The following is a 21,150-nucleotide window of genomic DNA, read 5'->3' on the forward strand; positions in this document are numbered from 1 at the left end:
TTGTATTATTTTGGCGGTGTAGCTCAGCTGGCTAGAGCGTCCGGTTCATACCCGGGAGGTCGGGGGTTCGATCCCCTTCGCCGCTATTTATACCTTGTTGCTGGACCTTTAGCTCAGCTGGTTAGAGCTCTCGGCTCATAACCGAGTGGTCGTAGGTTCGAGTCCTACAAGGTCCATATAATTTTTGGAGGATTACCCAAGTCCGGCTGAAGGGAACGGTCTTGAAAACCGTCAGGCGTGTAAATATGGATGGAGAATTACTCAAGAGGCTGAAGAGGACGGTTTGCTAAATCGTTAGGTCGGGTAACTGGCGCAAGGGTTCGAATCCCTTATTCTCCGTAGTTAACGAGATTATCTGAATAGATATCTCGTTTTATTGTATTTTAATGTAAGGACTAAGGGAATGAATCAATATAAAAAATCTCGGTTGATTGTTACTAGCTCTGTGTTGCTTGTTGTATCACTTTCTTTTTTATACTTATCAACTCAGATAGGTTTTGAAATTCCTGTGCTTTCTAATGTTGTGCGCTCTGGTGTTTCTTCTGTAAATGCTATTATTTCAAGACCAGTCCAACATATTTCATCTAAAGTAGATGAATTGTCACACTTGATGAATGTTTATAATGAAAACATTGAGTTAAAACAGACATTTTCTGAACTTAAAAATACTAATAGCGAAAATGAGTCGCTGAAAAAAGAAAATGAAAGTCTTCGAAAATCTATTGATTTTGAGACAACATTTCCTGAGAAACATTTGATGGACAGTCTTGTCGTAGTCAGATATCCTACAACTTGGAATGAGCAGGTTGTGATTGATCAAGGTGCTGAGAATGGGATCGAAGAGGGAATGTTAGTTGTGGCGAATGGTGGTTTGGCTGGGATTGTGGATCAGGTCTCTAACCATTCTGCTGGTGTTCGATTGTTTTCTAATTCAGTGACGCCAACTAAAATTGCAATTAAAGTTTTAGTGGATAATACAATCATTTATGGGATTTTAAGTGGTTATCTACCAGATCAAAATGTTTTTGTTGTAACCCAATTGAATAGCAATGTACCTATTCCTGAGGGGAGCACGGTAGTAACATCTGATTTAGCGGGGCATTTAGCATCCAATTTACCAGTTGGAACCGTCAAGTCTTCTAAGGTTAGCAGCAGTAATTTAAATAGTGAATTATATGTGCAGCCTGCAATAGATTTTTCATCTATTTATTCGATGACAGTTGTGGGAGAACAATGATGACGAAGAAATTTTATTTTATTTCCCCTTTGGTATTATTTTGTGCTTTTTTGCTAGACGGTCAATTGGCTACTTTAGTCTCTAATTTATTGCCAGGTTCTTTTACAATAGGCGTATATTTGTTGATGATATTGGGAATCTATTTGAATTTTTACCTTCCCTTAGGATATTCTCTCTTTTTATTTGCTGTTGTAGGATTGGTTTATGATCTCTATTATTTCAATCTCATTGGTATCGCAATGACCTTATTTCCGTTAGCTATTTATTTTATTTATTTTTTCTATCAAAATTTGCGCTTTCGGATGGGAACAAATTTAGTGATTTTGCTAGTCATTGTCTTTTTTGTAGAATGTGCTAGTTTTGGCTTGGCTAGACTTTTTCATTTGACGAACCTTTCCCTTTTTTTGTTTGTTATTTATCATTTATTGCCCACCTTAATCTTTAATTTAATCTTATTATTGGGGCTACATCCTTTCCTTAATACTCTTTTTTATAAACATCAATAAGACATGGAATTGTAATAATTGCGTAACATAATTACGCGATTTTTTTGTTAGAATGATATAGTCAGAAAAAACAGAGGAGTATCTCATTTTATGAAGAAAAAAATTGTAGCTATACTTTTATTGAGTGTTGTTGCTTTATCAAACTTGGGCAACGTAGCTTTAGTCAAAGCAGAGGATACAGATAGTAAAATTGCTGCTCAAGATTCAAAAATTAATTCAATTACAGCTCAACAAGCAGATGCACAAGCAAAAGTAAATGAAATACAAGCAAAAGTAGATTCAGTGTTTTCAGAAAAAAGTTCTTTGGAAGCTGAAAATGCTATTTTGGAAGCTGAGTCTAAAAAGTTAAGTCAAGAAATTGAAAAATTAGCGGCAGATATTGTATCTCGTTCTTCAGCATTGGAAGAGCAAGCTCGTAGCGCTCAAACAGATGCTTCAGCGACAAGCTACATTAATACTATTCTTGATTCAAAATCAATTGTAGATGCTTTTACGCGTGTCAATGCGATGCGTGAAATTGTTGAAGCCAACAACCACATGTTGGAACAACAAAAAGAAGATAAAGAAGCAATTGCTAAAAAACAAGTTGCTAACCAAGAAGCTATCAACACAGTTGAAGCTAACTGGAAAAAGTTGGATGATGCACAGCAAGAGTTGAACACTCAACAAGCAGCTTTGAAAGCAGCTCAATTAAACTTGGCAGCTGAAAAAGCTACAGCTGAAGATGAAAAGAATCGTCTTCTTGAGGAAAAAGCAGTAGCGGAAGCAGCGGCTAGAGCAGCGGCTGAAGCACAAGCAGCTTATCAAGCACAACAAGCGGCAGTTGCTCAACAACAAGCAGCAGCAGTTGCTGCCGTATCGGAGCAAACTCCGGTTGTAGCTCCAGCTCCGGCTGCACAAGTAGCATCTGTAGCCACTCCAACTCCAGCTCCAGCTCAAACACCGACTCCAACTCCAGCACCTCCAGCGGTATCTTATAATTCAGCTGGAAATACCTATCCTGTAGGCCAATGTACATGGGGCGCAAAAGTACGTGCTCCGTGGGTTGGGAATTACTGGGGTAATGCAAATCAATGGTTGTATTCTGCATCTGCAGCAGGATTCCGTACAGGTTCTACACCACAAGTTGGTGCGGTAGTGGTATGGACTGCGGGTTATTATGGACACGTAGCAGTTGTTACAGCTGTAAATGGTTCACAAATTCAGGTAGAAGAGTCAAATTATGCTGGTCATCAGCATGTTGGAAACTTCCGTGGTTGGTTTAGTCCAGCAGCTGATGGTGTATCTGGTTACATTTATCCAAACTAAGAAATAAACCAATGAAGAGGCTGGGACAATAGTCCCTCCTCTTGTTTTATTTTTAGGAAATAGGAATTTGTCGCAGTCGTTGAGTACTCAAATTTTTTCAAAAGTGTGATGTAGGGAATCCTGAGTTACAAAGCGAATTGCCTCTCTAATACGCTGAAAATCAGCTTTTATAGTCCTAAACGAAAGTTATGAGTAAAGCTCTTTTCGTTTCTAATCTCAAAAGTTTTATCGTACTTTTGAGCAGTGTGGAGGGGGGGAGTAAAAAGATCCGGAGGAAAGTGGAGACGAGATCAGCTTTCTTTGAAATAACCGATTTTTGTCTCCACTCTCTTCTTTTTCGTTTAGCAAGGGTCAGCTTTTGAAAACTCCTTGTGATTTTGTTTGAAAAATGCTGTAAAAAGCGTTAAAATAGTAAGGTAGCAAAAAATAGGAGGCTGTCATGTCATTTTCTGACTTAAAATTGTTTGCACTTTCGTCCAACCAAGATCTTGCGGCTAAAGTTGCAAAAAAAATTGGATTAGCTTTAGGAAAATCCTCTGTTCGTCAATTTTCAGATGGTGAAATTCAAGTGAATATTGAAGAGTCAATTCGTGGAGCTCATGTTTACATTCTTCAATCAACGAGTTCACCGGTCAATGATCATTTAATGAAAATTTTGATTATGGTAGATGCTTTGAAACGGGCCTCTGCTGAGTCAGTGAATGTAGTTATCCCTTATTATGGATATGCACGTCAGGATCGTAAAGCACGTGCTCGTGAGCCAATCACGTCAAAATTGGTAGCTAATATGTTAGAAACAGCTGGTGCAGATCGTGTATTGACAATTGATTTGCATGCGGCACAAATCCAAGGCTTCTTTGATATACCTGTTGATCATTTGATGGGTGCTCCCCTAATAGCGGATTACTTTGAACGTCGTGGTATGGTTGGCGAAGGGCATGTAGTTGTTTCACCAGACCATGGAGGTGTTACTCGTGCTCGTGAATTGGCGCGATTCTTGAAAACACCAATTGCCATTATTGATAAACGCCGTAGTGTTGATAAGATGAATACATCAGAAGTGATGAATATTATTGGTAATATTGAAGGAAAAGTTTGTATCCTGATTGATGACATGATTGATACGGCGGGAACTATTGCACATGCAGCAGATGCTTTGGCAGAAGCAGGAGCGACAGCAGTGTATGCTTCATGTACACATCCTGTTTTATCAGGTCCTGCTATGGACAATATCGCCAATTCAGCGATTGAAAAATTAGTAGTTTTAGATACGATTGAAATTCCTGAGGATCGTTTGATTGATAAAATTGAAATGATTTCGACAGCTGATTTGTTAGCGGAAGCGATTATCCGTATCCATGAAAAACGTCCTTTGTCCCCACTTTTTGAAACATCAAAAGCTAAATAAGAAGAGAAGTCACTAGTTTATTTGCCGGTGGCTTTTCCTTTTAAAAATATAGTATAATAGAGGGACTAGTGAAAGGTGAGGAAGGGATTTGAAGTTACAGAATCGTTTTAATAAGTATTTGAATCGGATCGAGGTGTCGATGATTCGCCAGTTTGACCAATCTATTTCGGAAATTCCAGAGATGTTGAAGCTGACTTTAGGAGAGCCTGATTTTTTGACGCCTGACCACGTGAAAGAGGCTGCTAAGCGAGCCATTGATGCGAATCAGAGTTACTATACAGGAATGGCAGGACTTTTAGAACTGCGTCAGGCTGCTTCAGAATTCATATCTGAAAAATACAATGTAGAGTATATGGCTGATGGAGAAATTTTGGTAACAATTGGGGCAACAGAAGCCTTGTCTGCTCCTTTGATAGCAATTTTGGAGCCAGGAGACACGGTCTTACTACCAGCGCCCGCTTATCCAGGATATGAGTCTATTGTCAATATGGTGGGGCAGATATTGTCGAAATTGATACGACCGCTAATGATTTTATTTTGACGCCTGAGATGTTAGAAGAGGCAATTATTGCTCAGGGCGATAAGTTGAAGGCAGTGATTCTCAATTATCCTGCTAATCCAACAGGGGTGACCTATTCACGTGAACAAATCAAGGCTTTTGCTGAGGTTTTGGAAAAATATCCTATCTTTGTTCTGTCGGATGAAGTCTATGCTGAATTAACATATACTAATCAGCTACATGTATCAATTGCAGAGTATTTACCTGAGCAGACTATTTTGATTCAAAGTTTGTCTAAATCGCATGCTATGACCGGCTGGCGGATTGGTCTTATTCTGTCTCATCAGGAGATTATTGCGCAAGTAATTAAGGAGTCATCAATATTTGGTGACGGCATCAGCTACGGCCATGCAGTACGGGGCCTTAGAGGCTTTAAAAAATGGTAAGGATGACGCACTTCCTATGCGTGAGGCTTATGTGGCACGTAGGGATTATATTATGGAGAAAATGCAGGATTTGGGTCTTAAGATTATTAGGCCTGATGGGGCATTTTATATCTTTGCAAAGATACCGATAGGTTATAACCAAGATTCTTTTGCTTTCTTACAGGAATTTGCGCGTCAAAAATCTGTAGCCTTTATTCCTGATGCTGCTTTTGGAAAATATGGTGAGGGTTACATTCGAATCTCCTATGCGGCAAGTATGGAGGTAATCGAAGAAGCTATGAAACGGTTAAAGGAATTTATGGAAGAAAATGGAGAGAATTGAGTCCAGAGGGCTAGTGCTCTACAATCGGAACTTTCGGGAAGATGATAAGTTGGTCAAGATATTTACAGAGAAGGCTGGCAAGCGCATGTTTTTTGTCAAGCACGCTAGTAAATCGAAATTGGTTTCCGGCATTCAACCGTTGACTTTGGCAACTTTTCATTTGAAAATCAATGATGATGGGTTGAGTTACATAGAAGATTTTCAGCAGGTAATGCCTTTTAAGTGGATCAACGAGGACATTTTCTTGCTCAGCTATGCGACTTATATTGTGGCTTTGGCAGATGCTTGCTTGCAGGATAATCATGCTGATCCATCCTTGTTTGCATTTTTAGAGAAGGCCTTATCTTTGATGGAAGAGGGTTTGGATTATGAAATTTTGACCAATATTTTTGAAATTCAGTTGTTGGGACGATTTGGAGTCTCGCTCAATTTTCACGAGTGCGTTTTTTGTCATCGAGTGGGATTGCCTTTTGATTTTTCCTATGCCTACTCAGGCCTTTTGTGTCCAGAGCATTATGGAAAGGATGAGCGACGGAGTCATGTGGATCCCAATGTGCTTTATTTACTGGACCAGTTCCAATCCATTTCCTTTGAGGATTTGAAGACCATTTCAGTCAAGTCTGATATGAAGCGTAAATTCCGCCTCTTTATTGACCAGATTTATGAGGAATATGTAGGTATCCATTTAAAAAGTAAGAAATTTATTGATGATTTGGGGTCCTGGGGACAAATTATGCGTTCTGATAAGGGAGATGAAGAGGAAAATTAACCTCTTCTTTTTTATCCTTTGTCACACTTTGTGGGGTAGGAAGTTTTGCTATTTGACAGAAAAGTCCTGAAAATATGATATAATATGGCTATCAAATGAGTGGTAGAAGGCGTCAATCAAGCTGTAGCAGCTTTTGTGGATGTGGAGATTATTTTGTATGGTGACGAGAGCAAAATTAAAGAGTACTTGACAGCGACTGAGCGTGTGACAGTAGTGCATACGGATGAAAAGATCAATTCGGATGATGAGCCAGCTAAAGCGATTCGTCGCAAGAAAAATGCGTCAATGGTATTGGCGGCGCGTGCAGTCAAAAATGGAGAAGCACAAGCGGTCTTGTCTGCAGGGAATACTGGTGCTCTTTTAGCAGCTGGACTCTTTGTGGTAGGTCGTATCAAAGGGATTGAACGTCCAGGGCTTCTGTCTACCTTGCCAACGACAGACGGTAAGGGCTTTGATATGTTGGATTTAGGCGCCAATGCGGAAAATACAGCCAAGCATTTGCATCAGTACGGTATTTTAGGATCTTTCTATGCGGAAAATGTTCGGGGGATTAAGAAGCCTCGTGTGGGTCTTTTGAATAATGGAACAGAGGATTTGTTGGAAATGTAGAGGCGCGTGAATTGATGAATGGCGTTGCTGATGTTGTTGTGGCGGATGGTTTCACGGGAAACGCCGTGCTCAAATCCATTGAGGGTACGGCTTTGGGCATTATGAGTCAATTAAAATCTGCTATTGAAGGCGGAGGCTTGCAATCTAAAATCGGTTACCTCTTTATGAAAAATAGCTTGCGTACTTTGAAGAAATCCTTGGATTATTCAGATGCGGGTGGTGCTGTTTTATTTGGTCTCAATGCACCTGTGGTAAAGGCTCATGGTTCTAGTGATGCTAAGACAATTTTTGCGACGATTCGTCAGATTCGGACTATGTTAGATTCAGATGTTGTGGCGAAATCAGTAGAAAAATTTTCTCAAATGGAGGTAAAACTTGACTAAAGAAGCTATTTTTGAGAAGATCGTAGCTACTGTGAAAGAGCAAAAGGGGGCGGATTTCTCAGTAGATTTAGATACCTTACTGGAAAATTCTGTAGCGCAAGACTCTGTAGAAGTCATGGAATTTGTCCTGACTTTGGAAGATGAGTTTGGCTTAGATATTCCAGATGCCGCTATTGAAACATTTGTGACACTCTCTGATGTTGTAGACTATGTTTTTGAAAACAAAAACTAATCGTTCGCCAATTGCGAACGATTTTTTGTTATATATAAATATAGTCTGCTTTTAATTTACCTTTCGTTTATTATATGCTATAATCAAAACAACAAAAATTGAAAGGCGAACATTTACATGTCCAATGAGTTGGTTTATACGGGGAAGGCAAAAGACATCTATAGTACAGAAGACGAAAATGTGATTAAATCGGTTTACAAAGATCAAGCAACTATGCTGAATGGTGCTCGTAAGGAGACGATTGAAGGGAAGGGTAAGCTGAATAATCAGATTTCGTCTCTTATTTTTGAAAAATTGAATGGTACTGGTGTAAAGACTCACTTTATGATGCAGTTATCAGAAACCGAACAATTGAATAAAAGAGTGAATATTATTCCGCTGGAAGTTGTTTTGCGCAATGCGACAGCTGGTTCGTTTTCAAAACGCTTCGGTGTAGATGAGGGAATTGAATTATCAACGCCAATTGTGGAATTTTATTATAAAAATGATGACCTGGATGATCCTTTTGTCAATGATGAGCATGTTGAATTTTTGAAAATTGCTAACGCAGATGAAATTGCTTATTTGAAGGAAGAAACGAGTCGAATCAATGAGCTTTTGAAAGATTGGTTTAGTCAAATTGGGTTAAAGCTCATTGATTTCAAGTTGGAATTTGGAAAAGATGCGGATGGTCATATTATCTTGGCAGATGAATTGTCGCCAGATAATTGTCGCCTTTGGGACGCTGATGGCAATCGTATGGACAAGGATGTTTTTAGGCGTGATTTGGGCAGCTTAACAGATGTGTATCAGATTGTTTTGGATAAGTTGAAAGAACTTAACTAGAATTAGTTGGAACAGAAAGAAAACGAAAGGAATTGAACTCGTCCAGAAAACTCTAAGAAAAGAACGTCAGTTTCTGCAATCAGGCTATCAGACAGTCTCTTATTTTTTATCCGTTTTCTAATCGGACTTGGTAACTTATTTATGGATAAACGTATTTTCGTTGAGAAAAAAGCTAATTTTGGTATTAAATCAGAGTCATTGGTTAAGGAGATGACGCATAATCTTCAACTATCAACATTGAAAGATTTGCGACTTATACAGGTTTACGATGTTTTTGGTTTGGCAGAAGACTTGTTTGAGCGTGCGGAAAAACATGTTTTTTCTGAGCAGGTGACGGACAATATTTTAACTGAAGCGGATGTGTTGGCGGAACTTGACAACTACATTTTCTTTGCTGTTGAGAGCTTGCCTGGCCAATTTGATCAGCGTGCAGCATCTGCTCAAGAAGCTCTGCTATTGCTTGGAAGTGCTAGTGATGTTGTCATCACTACAGCTCAACTTTATTTATTGAACAAGGATATTGCAACTACAGAACTTGAGACTGTGAAACACTATTTGCATCGGACAGGACGATTCCAAATTTAGATTTCTTTGCGACTTATACCGCTGAGGATTTTTCCAAGTATAAGGTAGAGCAGGGGTTGGCTATGGAGGTTGATGACCTTATTTTCATTCAAGCCTACTTCAAATCAACGGGGCGCGTGCCGACAGAAACTGAATTGAAAGTATTGGATACCTACTGGTCTGATCACTGTCGTCATACGACCTTTGAGACGGAAATGAGAACGATTGATTTTTCAGCATCGAAATTTCAAAAACAATTACAGACAACCTACGATAAATATCTTGCTATGCGTGAGGAATTGGGACGTTCTCACAAACCACAAACACTCATGGATATGGCGACGACTTTCGGTCGCTATGAGCGTGCCAATGGCCGCTTAGATGATATGGAAGCGTCTGATGAAATTAATGCTTGCTCCGTTGAAATTGAGGTAGATGTGAATGGTGTGAAAGAGCCATGGCTCCTCATGTTTAAAAATGAAACGCACAATCATCCAACGGAAATCGAGCCATTTGGTGGGGCAGCGACCTCTATTGGTGGAGCTATTCGTGACCCATTGTCAGGGCGGTCCTATGTTTACCAAGCCATGCGTATTTCAGGCGCTGGCGACATTACAACACCAATCGCTGGTACTCGCGCTGGGAAACTCCCTCAACAAGTGATTTCAAAAACGGCGGCGCACGGCTATTCCTCATACGGAAATCAAATTGGTCTTGCGACAACCTATGTCAAGGAATATTTCCATCCAGGTTTCGTCGCAAAACGCATGGAGCTAGGTGCGGTAGTTGGTGCTGCTCCTAAGAAAAATGTGATTCGTGAGCAACCAGAAACTGGCGATGTAGTGATTCTTATTGGAGGTAAAACAGGGCGTGATGGTATTGGTGGTGCGACAGGTTCTTCTAAAATTCAAACAGTGGAATCTGTAGAAACAGCTGGTGCTGAGGTTCAAAAAGGGAATGCTATTGAAGAGCGTAAGATTCAACGTCTTTTCCGTAATGGTGAAGTGACTCGTTTGATCAAGAAATCAAATGACTTTGGTGCAGGTGGTGTTTGTGTGGCTATTGGTGAATTGGCTGATGGTCTGGAGATTGACTTGGACAAGGTGCCTCTTAAATATCAAGGGCTAAATGGAACAGAAATTGCTATTTCAGAATCACAAGAGCGGATGTCGGTTGTCGTTCGTCCTAAAGATGTAGAGCAATTTATTGCAGAATGTACCAAAGAAAATATCAATGCTGTTGCTGTAGCAAGGGTTACTGAAAAACCAAATCTTGTCATGACTTGGAATGGACAAACCATTGTTGATATTGAACGTCGTTTTCTGGATACCAATGGTGTTCGTGTAGTGGTAGATGCTAAGGTAGTTGACAAGTCTGTCAACTTACCCGAAAAACGAATAACATCAGGCTTCAAACCCTTTTTGATTCGTCTGTTGGTCGTTCAACGGTTAACCATCCAATCGGTGGTCGCTATCAGCTCACACCGACTGAGGCTTCTGTCCAAAAATTACCTGTACAAAATGGTGTGACTACAACCGCATCAGTCATAGCGCAAGGATATAATCCTTACATCGCTGAGTGGTCTCCATATCACGGTGCAGTCTACGCCGTTATCGAGGCGACAGTCCGCTTGGTAGCATCCGGTGCCAATTGGTCCAAGGCTAGATTCTCTTACCAAGAATACTTCGAGCGGATGGACAAACAAGCAGAGCGTTTTGGACAGCCTGTAGCAGCTCTTCTTGGCTCTATTGAAGCACAAATTCAACTTGGTTTACCATCCATCGGGGGCAAAGACTCCATGTCTGGGACTTTTGAAGAATTAACGGTACCTCCGACGCTAGTTGCTTTTGGTGTAACGACAGTACATTCACAACAAGTACTGTCTCCAGAATTTAAAGCGGCAGGCGAGAACATTTACTATATTCCTGGTCAAGCGATTTCTGAAGATGTTGATTTTGGTCTTATTAAGGCTAATTTTACCAAGTTTGAGGCCATTCAAGCAGTGCATAGTATCACATCTGCATCGGCTGTAAAATATGGTGGTATCATGGAATGTTTGGCGCTTGCTAGCTTTGGTAATCGTATTGGAGCTTCGATCGAATTGAAAGATCTTGACAGTAGCTTGACAGCTCAGTTGGGTGGCTTTATCTTTACATCGAGTGAAGAAATTGCGGATGCTATTAAGATTGGTCACACGACTGAAGACTTTACACTTGTTGTCAATGATGTCAACTTATCTGGTGCTAGCTTATTAGAAGCCTACGAAGGAACGTTAGAAGGTGTTTATCCAACTGTCTTTGAGCAACAAACGAAATTAAAAGAAGTTCCTGCTGTGGTTTCGGATGTGATTGTCAATGCTAAGGAAACTGTTGAAAGACCACTGGTTTATATACCTGTTTTCCCGGGGACAAACTCAGAATATGATTCGGCGAAGGCTTTCGAGCAAGCTGGAGCAATAGTTAATTTGGTACCATTTTTAACTTTGGATGAAGGAGCCATTGAAGAATCCGTTGATACGATGGTTGACAACATTTGTAAAGCAAACATTATCTTTTTTGCGGGTGGCTTTTCAGCTGCTGACGAGCCAGATGGCTCTGCTAAATTCATCGTAAATATCTTACTTAATGGCAAGGTCCGCTCTGCTATTGACAGTTTTATAGAAAAAGGCGGACTGATTATAGGAATCTGTAATGGTTTCCAGGCCCTTGTTAAGTCTGGACTTCTGCCTTATGGTAATTTTGAAGATAGTAATGACAATTCACCAACCCTCTTTTATAACGATGCTAACCAACACGTGGCTAAGATGGTGGAAACTCGCATCGCTAATACCAACTCTCCATGGCTTGCAGGCGTGGAAGTTGGGGATGTACATACTATTCCAGTCTCACATGGCGAAGGGAAATTTGTCGTAACGGCTGAGGAATTCGCAGAACTCCGTGACCATGGTCAAATCTTTAGTCAATATGTGAATTTTGATGGCGAGCCAAGCATGGAATCTAAATATAATCCAAACGGTTCTATCAATGCTATTGAAGGCATTACAAGCAGGAATAAAATATTCCAGGAAACAAAGATCAAAAACTCTTTGAATCAGCAGTTTGCTACTTTACAACAGGAAAATAATCATGTTTGAAAAAAAATCTCTCAATGAAGAATGTGGCGTCTTTGGTATCTGGGGTCATCCTCAGGCTGCTCAAGTTACTTATTTCGGACTTCACGCTCTACAGCATCGAGGTCAGGAAGGGGCAGGAATTGTTTCAAATGACAAAGGGGAGCTTCGTGGTCATCGAGCAACAGGCCTCTTATCTGAAGTCTTTAAGAATCAAGAAGATTTGGAACATTTAACTGGCAGCGCAGCTATTGGTCACGTCCGTTATGCAACAGCAGGCTCTGCTGACATCCGTAATATTCAGCCCTTCCTTTATAAATTTCACGATGGACAATTTGGGCTTTGTCACAATGGTAGCCAACATTTGAGTTTTATGGACAAGGTTAAAGAGGCATTGTCCACAGTCAAAGGTGGTTTTGCGTACTTGCTCATGACGGAGGACAAAATGATTGCAGCGCTTGATCCCAATGCTTTTCGTCCCTTGTCTATTGGTCAAATGCAAAATGGTGCTTGGGTTGTATCCTCGGAAACATGTGCTTTTGAAGTGATTGGTGCTAAATGGGTGCGTGATGTAGAACCTGGTGAGGTAATTGTCATTGATGATAAGGGCATCCATTATGATACCTATACTGATAAGACTCAATTGGCAATCTGTTCTATGGAATACGTCTACTTTGCTCGTCCTGACTCGATTATTCATGGTGTCAATGCTCATACAGCTCGTAAGAATATGGGGAAAAGGCTGGCACAAGAATTCGAGTACGCAGCAGATATCGTGGTTGGTGTTCCAACTTCTTCACTCAGTGCTGCTATGGGATTTGCCGAAGAATCAGGACTACCCAATGAGATGGGATTGGTCAAAAACCAATATACCCAAAGGACCTTCATCCAACCAACGCAAGAGTTGCGTGAGCAGGGTGTGCGTATGAAGTTATCAGCTGTTTCTGGTGTCGTAAAAGACAAGCGAGTGGTCATGGTTGACGACTCTATCGTGCGGGGAACAACCTCACGCCGCATAGTGAGACTACTTCGCGAAGCTGGTGCCAAGGAAGTTCATGTGGCTATTGGAAGTCCAGAGCTATAATCGGAGCTGACAGCCTAACTTATCTATCTTTGGACGGCATGATTGATTCTATCGGTCTTGAAACAGATGTACCGAATGGTGGCCTGTGTGTGGCTTATTTTGATGGTAACTATCCAACACCTCTTTATGATTACGAAGAAGAATATCTACTTAGTTTAGAAGAAAAAACAAGCTTCTATATCGAAAAGGTAATGAAATAGCTCTGCTATTAGGAAGACAAAGTGCTTGTCACTAAGTTGACAACATGTTGACAAGATTGACAGGATTGTAATAGAAAAGAAAGGACTTATAAATGTCTAAAAACAAAAATTCCTATGCAAAATCAGGAGTGGATGTTGAAGCCGGCTATGAAGTTGTCGAGCGCATCAAGAAACATGTGGCACGCACGGAACGAATTGGAGTGATGGGCGCTCTTGGGGGCTTCGGAGGGATATTCGACTTGACCCAGATGGGCGTCAAAGAGCCGGTCCTTATTTCTGGTACGGATGGTGTGGGGACAAAGCTCATGCTGGCTATCAATTATGACAAACATGATACCATTGGTCAGGACTGTGTAGCTATGTGTGTCAATGATATCATTGCTACGGGTGCAGAGCCCCTTTACTTTCTTGACTATATCGCAACTGGAAAAAATGTGCCTAGTAAGTTAGAGCAGGTAGTTGCAGGCGTAGCTGAAGGTTGTGTCCAAGCTGGGTGCGCTCTTATTGGTGGTGAAACGGCTGAAATGCCTGATATGTATGGCAAAGATGATTATGACTTAGCTGGTTTTGCGGTTGGTGTCGCCGAGAAATCTAACATTATTGACGGTTCAAAAGTTGAGGAGGGAGATATTCTCTTAGGTCTTGCTTCAAGCGGAATTCATTCTAATGGCTACTCTCTTGTGCGTCGTGTGTTTGCGGATTATACGGGTGAAGAGGAATTGCCAGAATTAGAAGGTAAAAAGCTGAAGGACGTTTTGCTTGAGCCGACTCGTATCTATGTTAAGACCATCCTTCCTTTGGTTAAGGAAAATTTGGTTAATGGTATTGCCCCTATCACTGGTGGTGGTTTTATTGAGAATATCCCACGAATGTTCTCGGATGAACTTGCTGCTAAAATTGATGAAAGTAAAGTACCCGTTTTGCCGATTTTCAAAGCTCTTGAAAAATATGGCAATATTCCGCACGAGGAAATGTTTGAAATTTTTAACATGGGGCTAGGTCTCGTGCTAGCAATCAGTCCTCGAAATATGGAACAGGTTAAAGCTTTAATTGATGAAGAGGTCTACGAAATTGGTCGTATCATCAAAAAATCTGATGCTAGTGTGGTGATCCAATGAGGATAGCCGTATTTGCCTCAGGGAATGGTTCAAATTTCCAAACCATTGCAGAGCAGTTTTCTGTTGAATTGGTCTTTTCAGATCATCGGGATGCTTATGTCCTTGAACGTGCTCAAAATCTTGGTATCCAGACGACGGCTTTTGAGCTCAAGGAATTTGATAGCAAAATAGATTATGAAAAAGCTATCGTGACTATGCTTGATGAGCGTCAGATTGATTTGGTGTGTCTAGCCGGCTACATGAAGATTGTTGGACTAACTTTACTAGCTACTTACGAAGGACGGATTATCAATATTCATCCGGCCTATTTGCCAGAATTTCCAGGTGCCCACGGTATTAAAGAGGCTTGGGATGCTGGTGTGTCTGAGTCTGGTGTTACTATTCATTGGGTTGACAGTGGTGTTGATACGGGGAAAATTATCAAGCAAGTCCGTGTGCCACGACTGGAAAACGATACCTTTGAAAGTTTTGAAGCTAGAATCCATGAAGCAGAGTATCAACTCTATCCTCAAGTCTTGAAAAAGCTTGGAGTGTGGGAAAAATAGTCTATTTTTGATACAATAAATCAAAAACAGATACATGGAGAAATGCTTATGCTAAAGAAAATCATCACTTTTATTCTCACTTTTCTTTTGGTGACTCTACTCATCAATCATGTCATTTTGGCGACTCTGGACACTCCTGTGCGTTTGACCTTAGCTTACGGGATAGCCTTGATTATTTCAGGATTTAGTATGACAAGGCTAAAATAAAAGAGGGAATGATTGATCCGAAATTAGTGGAGAAGCAGATTTGAGTGCGTAATGGAGAGGGTTGATGGATTATTTGTCGCACTATTCGTCGCTTTTTGTTGAGGCTTGGCAAAAGCTGTTGCTGCAAAATTAATACTGACCTGTCTATCTAAGAATCTCTATCCCAGCTGGGACACTCATACAAAGATTTCATTAGCTTTAGCTGAAAAGTTAGGATACCAATCTTCACATGACTATTTAGCCTTTGAAATCGCTTGGTAGAATAGGATATCACAAGTAAATTTTCACAGATTATATGAAACATAAGGAGAAATCATGACAAACAAACGCGCACTGATTAGCGTATCCGACAAAGCAGGCATTGTCACATTTGCCCAAGAACTGAAAAAACTTGGATGGGACATTATTTCGACTGGTGGAACTAGGGTTGCTCTTGATGAGGCAGGTGTTGAGACGATTGCTATTGATGATGTGACAGGTTTCCCTGAGATGATGGATGGTCGTGTCAAGACTCTCCATCCGAATATTCATGGTGGGCTTTTAGCGCGTCGTGATATGGACAGCCACTTGCAGGCAGCTAGAGACAATAAGATTGACCTCATTGATCTTGTGGTAGTTAACCTGTATCCATTTAAGGAGACCATTCTTCGTCCTGATGTGACGTACGATTTGGCAGTAGAAAATATCGATATCGGTGGGCCGTCCATGCTCCGTTCGGCTGCTAAAAATCACGACAGCGTGACAGTGGTAGTTGATCCTGCGGATTATACAACTGTTTTAGAAGAATTAGCTAGCGCCGGTAAGACGACTTACGAGACACGCCAGCGTTTAGCAGCAAAAGTTTTCCGTCATACCGCGGCCTACGACGCTTTGATTGCGGAATACTTTACAGCGCAAGTTGGTGAAGAGAAACCAGAAAAACTTACCCTGACGTACGACCTCAAACAACCAATGCGCTATGGTGAAAATCCTCAACAAGATGCAGATTTCTACCAAAAAGCCATTCCGACAGATTATTCTATCGCCTCAGCTAAGCAACTCAATGGGAAGGAATTGTCCTTTAATAACATCCGTGATGCTGATGCGGCGATTCGTATCATTCGCGATTTTAAAGAACGTCCAACCGTTGTGGCACTGAAACATATGAACCCTTGTGGAATCGGTCAAGCCGACGACATTGAAACAGCTTGGGATTATTGTTATGAGGCGGACCCTATTTCTATTTTTGGTGGTATCGTGGTTCTCAATAGAGAAGTTGATGCCGCGACAGCTGAGAAGATGCATCCTATCTTCCTCGAAATTATTATTGCACCGTCTTACTCTGATGAAGCACTAGCTATTTTAACGAATAAGAAGAAAAACTTGCGCATTTTGGAATTGCCTTTTGATGCGCAAGATGCTAGTGAAGATGAATCCGAGTATACAGGTGTGGTTGGTGGAATTTTGGTGCAAAACCAAGATGTTATCAAAGAAAGTCCGATTGACTGGAAAGTGGTAACCGAGCGTCAGCCTTCTAGCAAAGAAGCGACTGCTCTTGAGTTTGCGTGGAAAGCTATTAAATACGTGAAGTCAAATGGGATTTTGATTGCTAATGATCATATGACATTGGGGGTCGGACCTGGACAAACCAACCGTGTAGCTTCTGTACGCATCGCTGTTGAGCAGGCTAAAGATCGTCTTGATGGTGCAGTTCTTGCCTCAGATGCTTTCTTCCCATTTGCGGATAATATTGAAGAAATTGCTGCTGCTGGTATCAAAGTCATTATCCAACCAGGTGGTTCCGTTCGTGACCAAGATTCCATTGACGCGGCCAATAAACATGGTATTGCGATGATATTTACGGGTGTAAGACATTTTAGACATTGAGGCTTTTATAGAGAATAGTAGACTCCATTTAGCAAGAGCTAAAGAACAGTACCATTTTTCATTATAAGGTGACAGAGGTTGGTCATTTTCCCAACCTCTTTTTTGATAGAAATGAGAGAGATAATGTAGGTTTGAAAATTCCTATGCACTATGACAGTTGATCTGATGAGAGATTAAGGTTGGTGAAAGGAAAATTTAAGTCTGTTGTAAGTTAGATAGTCTATACTATCATCAATCTAGCAAGAGTTAGAGCAAAACTTTTTTCATAAATCTCCTAGAAAATTCCAGTTCACATGAGCTGGCTTTTTCGTTTAAAAAAGCCCAACTCGCTCTATTTGGAGTTGGGAATGATTGTTTATGGGAGTAATTTAATGAGGAAATTAGTCATTTCCTGTGGGCTTTCTTTCTTGCCATTGCTAATCCACGCTTGGCAGATACCGACAATAGCGTGTGAGAAGTAAATGCTGGTGTATTCTTTTTCATTGGGATTGAGATTTGGACGATTGACTGTTTCACCTAAGTCTTTGGATAGCAGAAGACGGACTTTATTGAGGATGAACCCTTGTAATTCCTGAGTTCCGTTATGACTGAGAAGAGCGGATAAGAGCTCTTCTTTAGCTAAAAGAGTAAACATATCCAAGAGTGCAGCGGCCTTGTCTCCTTCGCGAGATACAATAATATGCTCCAATTCTTTGAAAAAAGCTTTCTGGTAGTACTCAATCATCTCATATTTATCTTTATAATGAGTATAGAAGCTAGAGCGGCTAATTCCAGCTGTTTTGGCTAGTTCAATGGTGGTAATATCATTGAAGTTGTTTTTTTCCAAACAAGTAACCATGGCATGGAAGAGGGCTTTTCTTGTGTTTTCTTTTCGTTTGTCACGTGCCATGACAATCTCCTATTCTACGGTTTTACACACGATGTCCAAAAACAAATTTTTAAACTTGATTATTCTTTTGGAACTTGTATAATATATTTTATCATAAAAATAGACATAGCGTCTAAATGGGAGAGAAAAAATTGTTAGAACGAGCAGAAAAATTTAAACGAGCTAAATTGTGGATTACACTGGTAGGAATTTCCCTTATACCAGCCCTTTATAATTTGATTTTCCTTTCATCGATGTGGGATCCATATGGGCGTTTGGACCACTTGCCAGTTGCAGTTGTCAATCAGGATCAGGCAGCTAAGCTAAATGATGAGACCTTGACCATCGGCAATGATATGGTGGAAAAAATGAAGGACAGCGATGAGCTAGAATTTCATATGGTTTCTCAAAAAGATACTGAAGTAGGTCTGGAAGCAGGCGACTATTACATGGTGGTGACCTTACCAAAGGATTTGTCACAAAAAGCCACGACCCTTATGACGGATGATCCTCAGAAATTGGAAATCGATTATCAGACATCCAAGGGGCATAGCTTCGTTGCAGCCAAAATGAGCGATACTGCTATGACTTCGCTAAAAGAGTCCGTCTCTGAAACCATCACCGAGACATATACTAGCGCAGTTTTTGACAATATGCGGAGCTTGCAAACAGGGACGAAAGATGCCAGTTCGGGCAGTCAGGAATTATTATCTGGCAGTCAACGCTTAGCTACTGGTAGTCAAGACTTGTCAAATGGCTTGTCTGCTTTGTCCAAGGGAACGACGGACTTGTCCGCCGGAGCTGGAAAATTAAATAGTGGTCTTTCTCAGTATACCAATGGTGTTGGACAATTGGCTCCTGGTGCGCAGCAGTTGTCTCAAGGTTTAACAGCCTACACAGAAGGGACTTCAGCATTAGCCAGTGGGGCTCAAGAACTGAATCAAAAATCAGCTGTTCTCTTAAATGGTGTGCAGCAATTAGCCGCTGGTTCAACAGACATGCAGCCTTTAGTAGATGGTGCTAATCGTTTGTCAGCTGGCTTAACACAACTGACCACTGCAAGCGGCTTGCCACAAACAGACCGTGCTCAAATCAATCAACTCATTGCAGGAGGGGCTGAACCAATTGGCGACAGGACTTTCTGCTATGAATGGTTCTGTCAATACGGAGGGAATTACAAGTTTATTGACGGACATCGCGAGTCAGGCAAAGAATATCCTAGCCTCTGCCAAAGTTGATCGCGCAGCAAGTCTATCTGCGGTGCAGGCAACGGCAGCTTATCAAAGTATGACCGCGGACCAGCAAGTTGAAATCAGTTCTGCTATTTCCCAAAGCCCTTCAAATTGGGACAAATTTCTGGTCAAATGATCCAGCTGCAAGCTGGAGTGTCTCAGCTCAATAGTCAAGCTCAAGTCGCTCTGTCTGGCGCTACTAATGCTCTTGGAAAATTGATGGGAGGTTTGGATCAGATCCACGCTGCTTTGCAGGACCAAATCACCCCTGCAGGGCAACAAATTGCAACTGGCGTCTCCACTCTTCAAGGCAAGATGGCTCAAGGAAGCAATCAATTGGTGGATGGTGTAGCGACCAAGTTAAGAGACGGAGCTAGTCAATTGATAGACGGAAGTAATACCTTGACGGAAGACATAAACACACTAGCCACTTCCCTGCAAGATGCCAGTGACCAGCTTTCTCTTGTCTCTGTTTCAGATGAGAATGCTCAAGCTGTTTCACAACCTGTCAAAACCAAGAAGACAGATAGAGACAAGGTTGCAACAAACGGTGTCGGTCTTGCTCCTTACATGATGGCGGTATCGCTCATGGTGGTGGCCATTTCAACCAATGTTATTTTTGCAAAATCATTAGATGGGAAAAACTTTGCTAATCGCTGGGATTGGGCTAAGAGTAAGCTCCTAGTTAATGGTAGCATTGCAACGGCAGCAGCTATTTTACTCTATGGTGCAGTTCGGTTGATTGGTCTCGTTCCTGCTCATCCTGCAGCAACTTTTGGTTTTACCCTCTTAATTGCTTGGACATTGATGGCCTTGGTGACTGCTTTGATTGGTTGGAATAGTCGATATGGTTCTTTTGTTGCTATGATTTTGTTGTTGTTGCAATTAGGATCTAGTGCAGGAACCTATCCAATTCAGCTCAGTCCAGGATTCTTTGGAAACATTCAGCCATTCTTGCCCGTTAGCTATGCCGTTTCAGGATTACGCCAAACGATTTCTCTATCTGGCGCCATTGGTAGTCAGGTAGTAGCTTTACTTATTTTCTTCCTGTTATTCTGCGGTTTTGGACTACTTGTTTTCCGATCAGAAGCAGAATAATTAGTCATTAGAAGCCCCAATAATAGCGAAAAAACTGAAAATTTGATGGTTATGCTTGTCAGATTTAAGCAAAATACCCTATCAATTCCTAATTGATGGGGTGTTTTTTGTGTTTATTCTGAAAGACTTGTCCTGTTACAGAGTCCCTTTAATTTGGATAAATATAGGTTGTGACACCATCTGCGACAGGATTGAACCAGCCACGGAAATCACCAACATATTGCTTGCCAGCATAGTTGGATTCCTTGACGCGGATGCGCATTGCACTCTCAACCTGAGTAGACCAAGTTGCTACATCAATAGACTGAATATCAAAACTAGCATTCGCCTTTTCCGTCTCTGGAAAAATAGCAGAGCTCTCAGCAGAAAAGGAATCAGAACTTGACTGCGCAAAAGCCACAGGTTGTTGAGCCAAACTAGCCAGCAAAACCGCTGACGACAATAATAGTGTTGAATATTTTTTCATTCATTTCCTCCTACCTAACCAATTCGACAATTAACATGGAAAATTTGAAAAAATTTTGGAGGGGAGGTCTGCTGCTTAATGGGGAGGGGGAATTTTGAGGATAGCTTTGGATTTGTTTAAGCAAGTCAGACTGTGCTTGATCAGTACGAATTGTTTCAAACACATCATAAAATAAATCCAGAACCGCTGTTAATTAAATCACAATCTACATTTTATCGGACGTTAAAGTCATTCTCTAAGCGGAAATTT

Annotated in this window: 13 protein-coding genes, 3 tRNA genes and 6 pseudogenes; 20 read left to right on the forward strand and 2 right to left on the reverse strand. The window is 41.0% G+C overall.

The window, feature by feature from the left end:
* The first annotated feature begins 12 nt into the window (after window positions 1–12).
* The 19 genes and pseudogenes from AEX56_RS05635 to purH all read left to right on the forward strand — a co-directional run bounded on the left by AEX56_RS05635 (window position 13) and on the right by purH (window position 17,237).
* Window positions 13–86, forward strand: a tRNA-Met gene (locus AEX56_RS05635).
* A gap of 16 nt (window positions 87–102) precedes the next feature.
* Window positions 103–176, forward strand: a tRNA-Ile gene (locus AEX56_RS05640).
* Window positions 177–251: 75 nt separating this feature from the next.
* Window positions 252–339, forward strand: a tRNA-Ser gene (locus tag AEX56_RS05645).
* A gap of 64 nt (window positions 340–403) precedes the next feature.
* Complete coding sequence (gene mreC, locus AEX56_RS05650; RefSeq protein WP_049618294.1) at window positions 404–1,237, forward strand: rod shape-determining protein MreC; 834 nt, start codon at window positions 404–406, stop codon at window positions 1,235–1,237.
* Window positions 1,234–1,743: a rod shape-determining protein MreD gene (gene mreD, locus AEX56_RS05655; protein ID WP_049618295.1), complete on the forward strand. Its 510-nt coding sequence runs from the start codon at window positions 1,234–1,236 to the stop codon at window positions 1,741–1,743. The genes mreC and mreD overlap by 4 nt, the downstream gene beginning before the upstream one ends.
* Window positions 1,744–1,833: 90 nt before the next feature.
* A complete protein-coding gene (gene pcsB / locus AEX56_RS05660) occupies window positions 1,834–3,051 on the forward strand; it encodes a peptidoglycan hydrolase PcsB (protein ID WP_049618296.1) in 1,218 nt (405 codons plus the stop codon).
* A 439-nt stretch (window positions 3,052–3,490) separates the two neighbouring features.
* Window positions 3,491–4,459 (forward strand): ribose-phosphate diphosphokinase, encoded by a 969-nt coding sequence (locus tag AEX56_RS05665; RefSeq protein WP_049618297.1) that lies wholly within the window; start codon window positions 3,491–3,493, stop codon window positions 4,457–4,459.
* An 88-nt stretch (window positions 4,460–4,547) separates the two neighbouring features.
* A pseudogene (locus AEX56_RS05670) lies at window positions 4,548–5,726 on the forward strand (pyridoxal phosphate-dependent aminotransferase).
* The gene (gene recO / locus AEX56_RS05675) at window positions 5,713–6,495 is read left to right on the forward strand and encodes a DNA repair protein RecO (protein ID WP_049618298.1); all 783 of its coding nucleotides are present in this window, start codon (window positions 5,713–5,715) and stop codon (window positions 6,493–6,495) included. The pseudogene AEX56_RS05670 and the gene recO overlap by 14 nt, the downstream one beginning before the upstream one ends.
* 99 nt (window positions 6,496–6,594) lie before the next feature.
* Window positions 6,595–7,487, forward strand: a pseudogene (locus AEX56_RS05680) (phosphate acyltransferase).
* A complete protein-coding gene (locus AEX56_RS05685; protein ID WP_049618299.1) occupies window positions 7,480–7,719 on the forward strand; it encodes a phosphopantetheine-binding protein in 240 nt (79 codons plus the stop codon). The pseudogene AEX56_RS05680 and the gene AEX56_RS05685 overlap by 8 nt, the downstream one beginning before the upstream one ends.
* Before the next feature lie 117 nt (window positions 7,720–7,836).
* Window positions 7,837–8,544 (forward strand): phosphoribosylaminoimidazolesuccinocarboxamide synthase, encoded by a 708-nt coding sequence (gene purC / locus AEX56_RS05690; RefSeq protein WP_049618300.1) that lies wholly within the window; start codon window positions 7,837–7,839, stop codon window positions 8,542–8,544.
* A 141-nt stretch (window positions 8,545–8,685) separates the two neighbouring features.
* Window positions 8,686–12,231: pseudogene (locus AEX56_RS05695) on the forward strand (phosphoribosylformylglycinamidine synthase subunit PurQ).
* Window positions 12,231–13,501: pseudogene (locus AEX56_RS05700) on the forward strand (amidophosphoribosyltransferase). Before AEX56_RS05695 ends, AEX56_RS05700 begins: the two co-directional pseudogenes overlap by 1 nt.
* Before the next feature lie 92 nt (window positions 13,502–13,593).
* Window positions 13,594–14,619, forward strand: a complete 1,026-nt coding sequence (purM, locus tag AEX56_RS05705; protein WP_049618301.1) for a phosphoribosylformylglycinamidine cyclo-ligase — start codon at window positions 13,594–13,596, stop codon at window positions 14,617–14,619.
* Entirely contained in the window at window positions 14,616–15,164 is a 549-nt protein-coding gene (gene purN / locus AEX56_RS05710; protein ID WP_049618302.1) for a phosphoribosylglycinamide formyltransferase, read from the forward strand. Before purM ends, purN begins: the two co-directional genes overlap by 4 nt.
* A gap of 48 nt (window positions 15,165–15,212) precedes the next feature.
* Window positions 15,213–15,371, forward strand: a complete 159-nt coding sequence (locus AEX56_RS08650; protein WP_165497260.1) for a hypothetical protein — start codon at window positions 15,213–15,215, stop codon at window positions 15,369–15,371.
* Window positions 15,372–15,476: 105 nt separating this feature from the next.
* Window positions 15,477–15,632 carry a GNAT family N-acetyltransferase gene (locus AEX56_RS08270; protein WP_082326194.1) on the forward strand — a complete coding sequence of 52 codons (156 nt, stop codon included), beginning with the start codon at window positions 15,477–15,479 and terminating at the stop codon, window positions 15,630–15,632.
* A gap of 54 nt (window positions 15,633–15,686) precedes the next feature.
* The gene (purH, locus tag AEX56_RS05715; protein ID WP_049618303.1) at window positions 15,687–17,237 is read left to right on the forward strand and encodes a bifunctional phosphoribosylaminoimidazolecarboxamide formyltransferase/IMP cyclohydrolase; all 1,551 of its coding nucleotides are present in this window, start codon (window positions 15,687–15,689) and stop codon (window positions 17,235–17,237) included.
* A 355-nt stretch (window positions 17,238–17,592) separates the two neighbouring features.
* On the opposite strand, the gene AEX56_RS05720 is transcribed toward purH, so the two are convergent.
* On the reverse strand, window positions 17,593–18,126 hold the full coding sequence (locus AEX56_RS05720; RefSeq protein WP_049618304.1) for a TetR/AcrR family transcriptional regulator: 534 nt from the start codon (window positions 18,124–18,126) through the stop codon (window positions 17,593–17,595).
* Between the two features lie 116 nt (window positions 18,127–18,242).
* On the opposite strand from AEX56_RS05720, the pseudogene AEX56_RS05725 reads away from it, so the two are divergent.
* Window positions 18,243–20,435, forward strand: a pseudogene (locus AEX56_RS05725) (YhgE/Pip family protein).
* A 148-nt stretch (window positions 20,436–20,583) separates the two neighbouring features.
* Here the strand turns inward: AEX56_RS05725 and AEX56_RS09385 are convergent.
* Window positions 20,584–20,715 (reverse strand): annotated as a pseudogene (locus tag AEX56_RS09385) (peptidoglycan hydrolase PcsB); the annotation flags it as partial.
* Window positions 20,716–21,150: the final 435 nt, after the last annotated feature.

The organism is Streptococcus sp. X13SY08 (genome assembly GCF_001182825.2).
Classification (GTDB): Bacteria; Bacillota; Bacilli; order Lactobacillales; family Streptococcaceae; genus Streptococcus.

Coding starts and splice junctions, on each gene's coding strand:
- purC (WP_049618300.1), top strand. CDS start 7,837: ATGTCCAATGAGTTGGTTTATACGGGGAAGGCAAAAGACATCTATAGT.
- AEX56_RS05720 (WP_049618304.1), bottom strand. CDS start 18,126: ATGGCACGTGACAAACGAAAAGAAAACACAAGAAAAGCCCTCTTCCAT.
- mreC (WP_049618294.1), top strand. CDS start 404: ATGAATCAATATAAAAAATCTCGGTTGATTGTTACTAGCTCTGTGTTG.
- AEX56_RS08650 (WP_165497260.1), top strand. CDS start 15,213: ATGCTAAAGAAAATCATCACTTTTATTCTCACTTTTCTTTTGGTGACT.
- purN (WP_049618302.1), top strand. CDS start 14,616: ATGAGGATAGCCGTATTTGCCTCAGGGAATGGTTCAAATTTCCAAACC.
- mreD (WP_049618295.1), top strand. CDS start 1,234: ATGATGACGAAGAAATTTTATTTTATTTCCCCTTTGGTATTATTTTGT.
- recO (WP_049618298.1), top strand. CDS start 5,713: ATGGAGAGAATTGAGTCCAGAGGGCTAGTGCTCTACAATCGGAACTTT.
- pcsB (WP_049618296.1), top strand. CDS start 1,834: ATGAAGAAAAAAATTGTAGCTATACTTTTATTGAGTGTTGTTGCTTTA.
- purM (WP_049618301.1), top strand. CDS start 13,594: ATGTCTAAAAACAAAAATTCCTATGCAAAATCAGGAGTGGATGTTGAA.
- purH (WP_049618303.1), top strand. CDS start 15,687: ATGACAAACAAACGCGCACTGATTAGCGTATCCGACAAAGCAGGCATT.
- AEX56_RS05665 (WP_049618297.1), top strand. CDS start 3,491: ATGTCATTTTCTGACTTAAAATTGTTTGCACTTTCGTCCAACCAAGAT.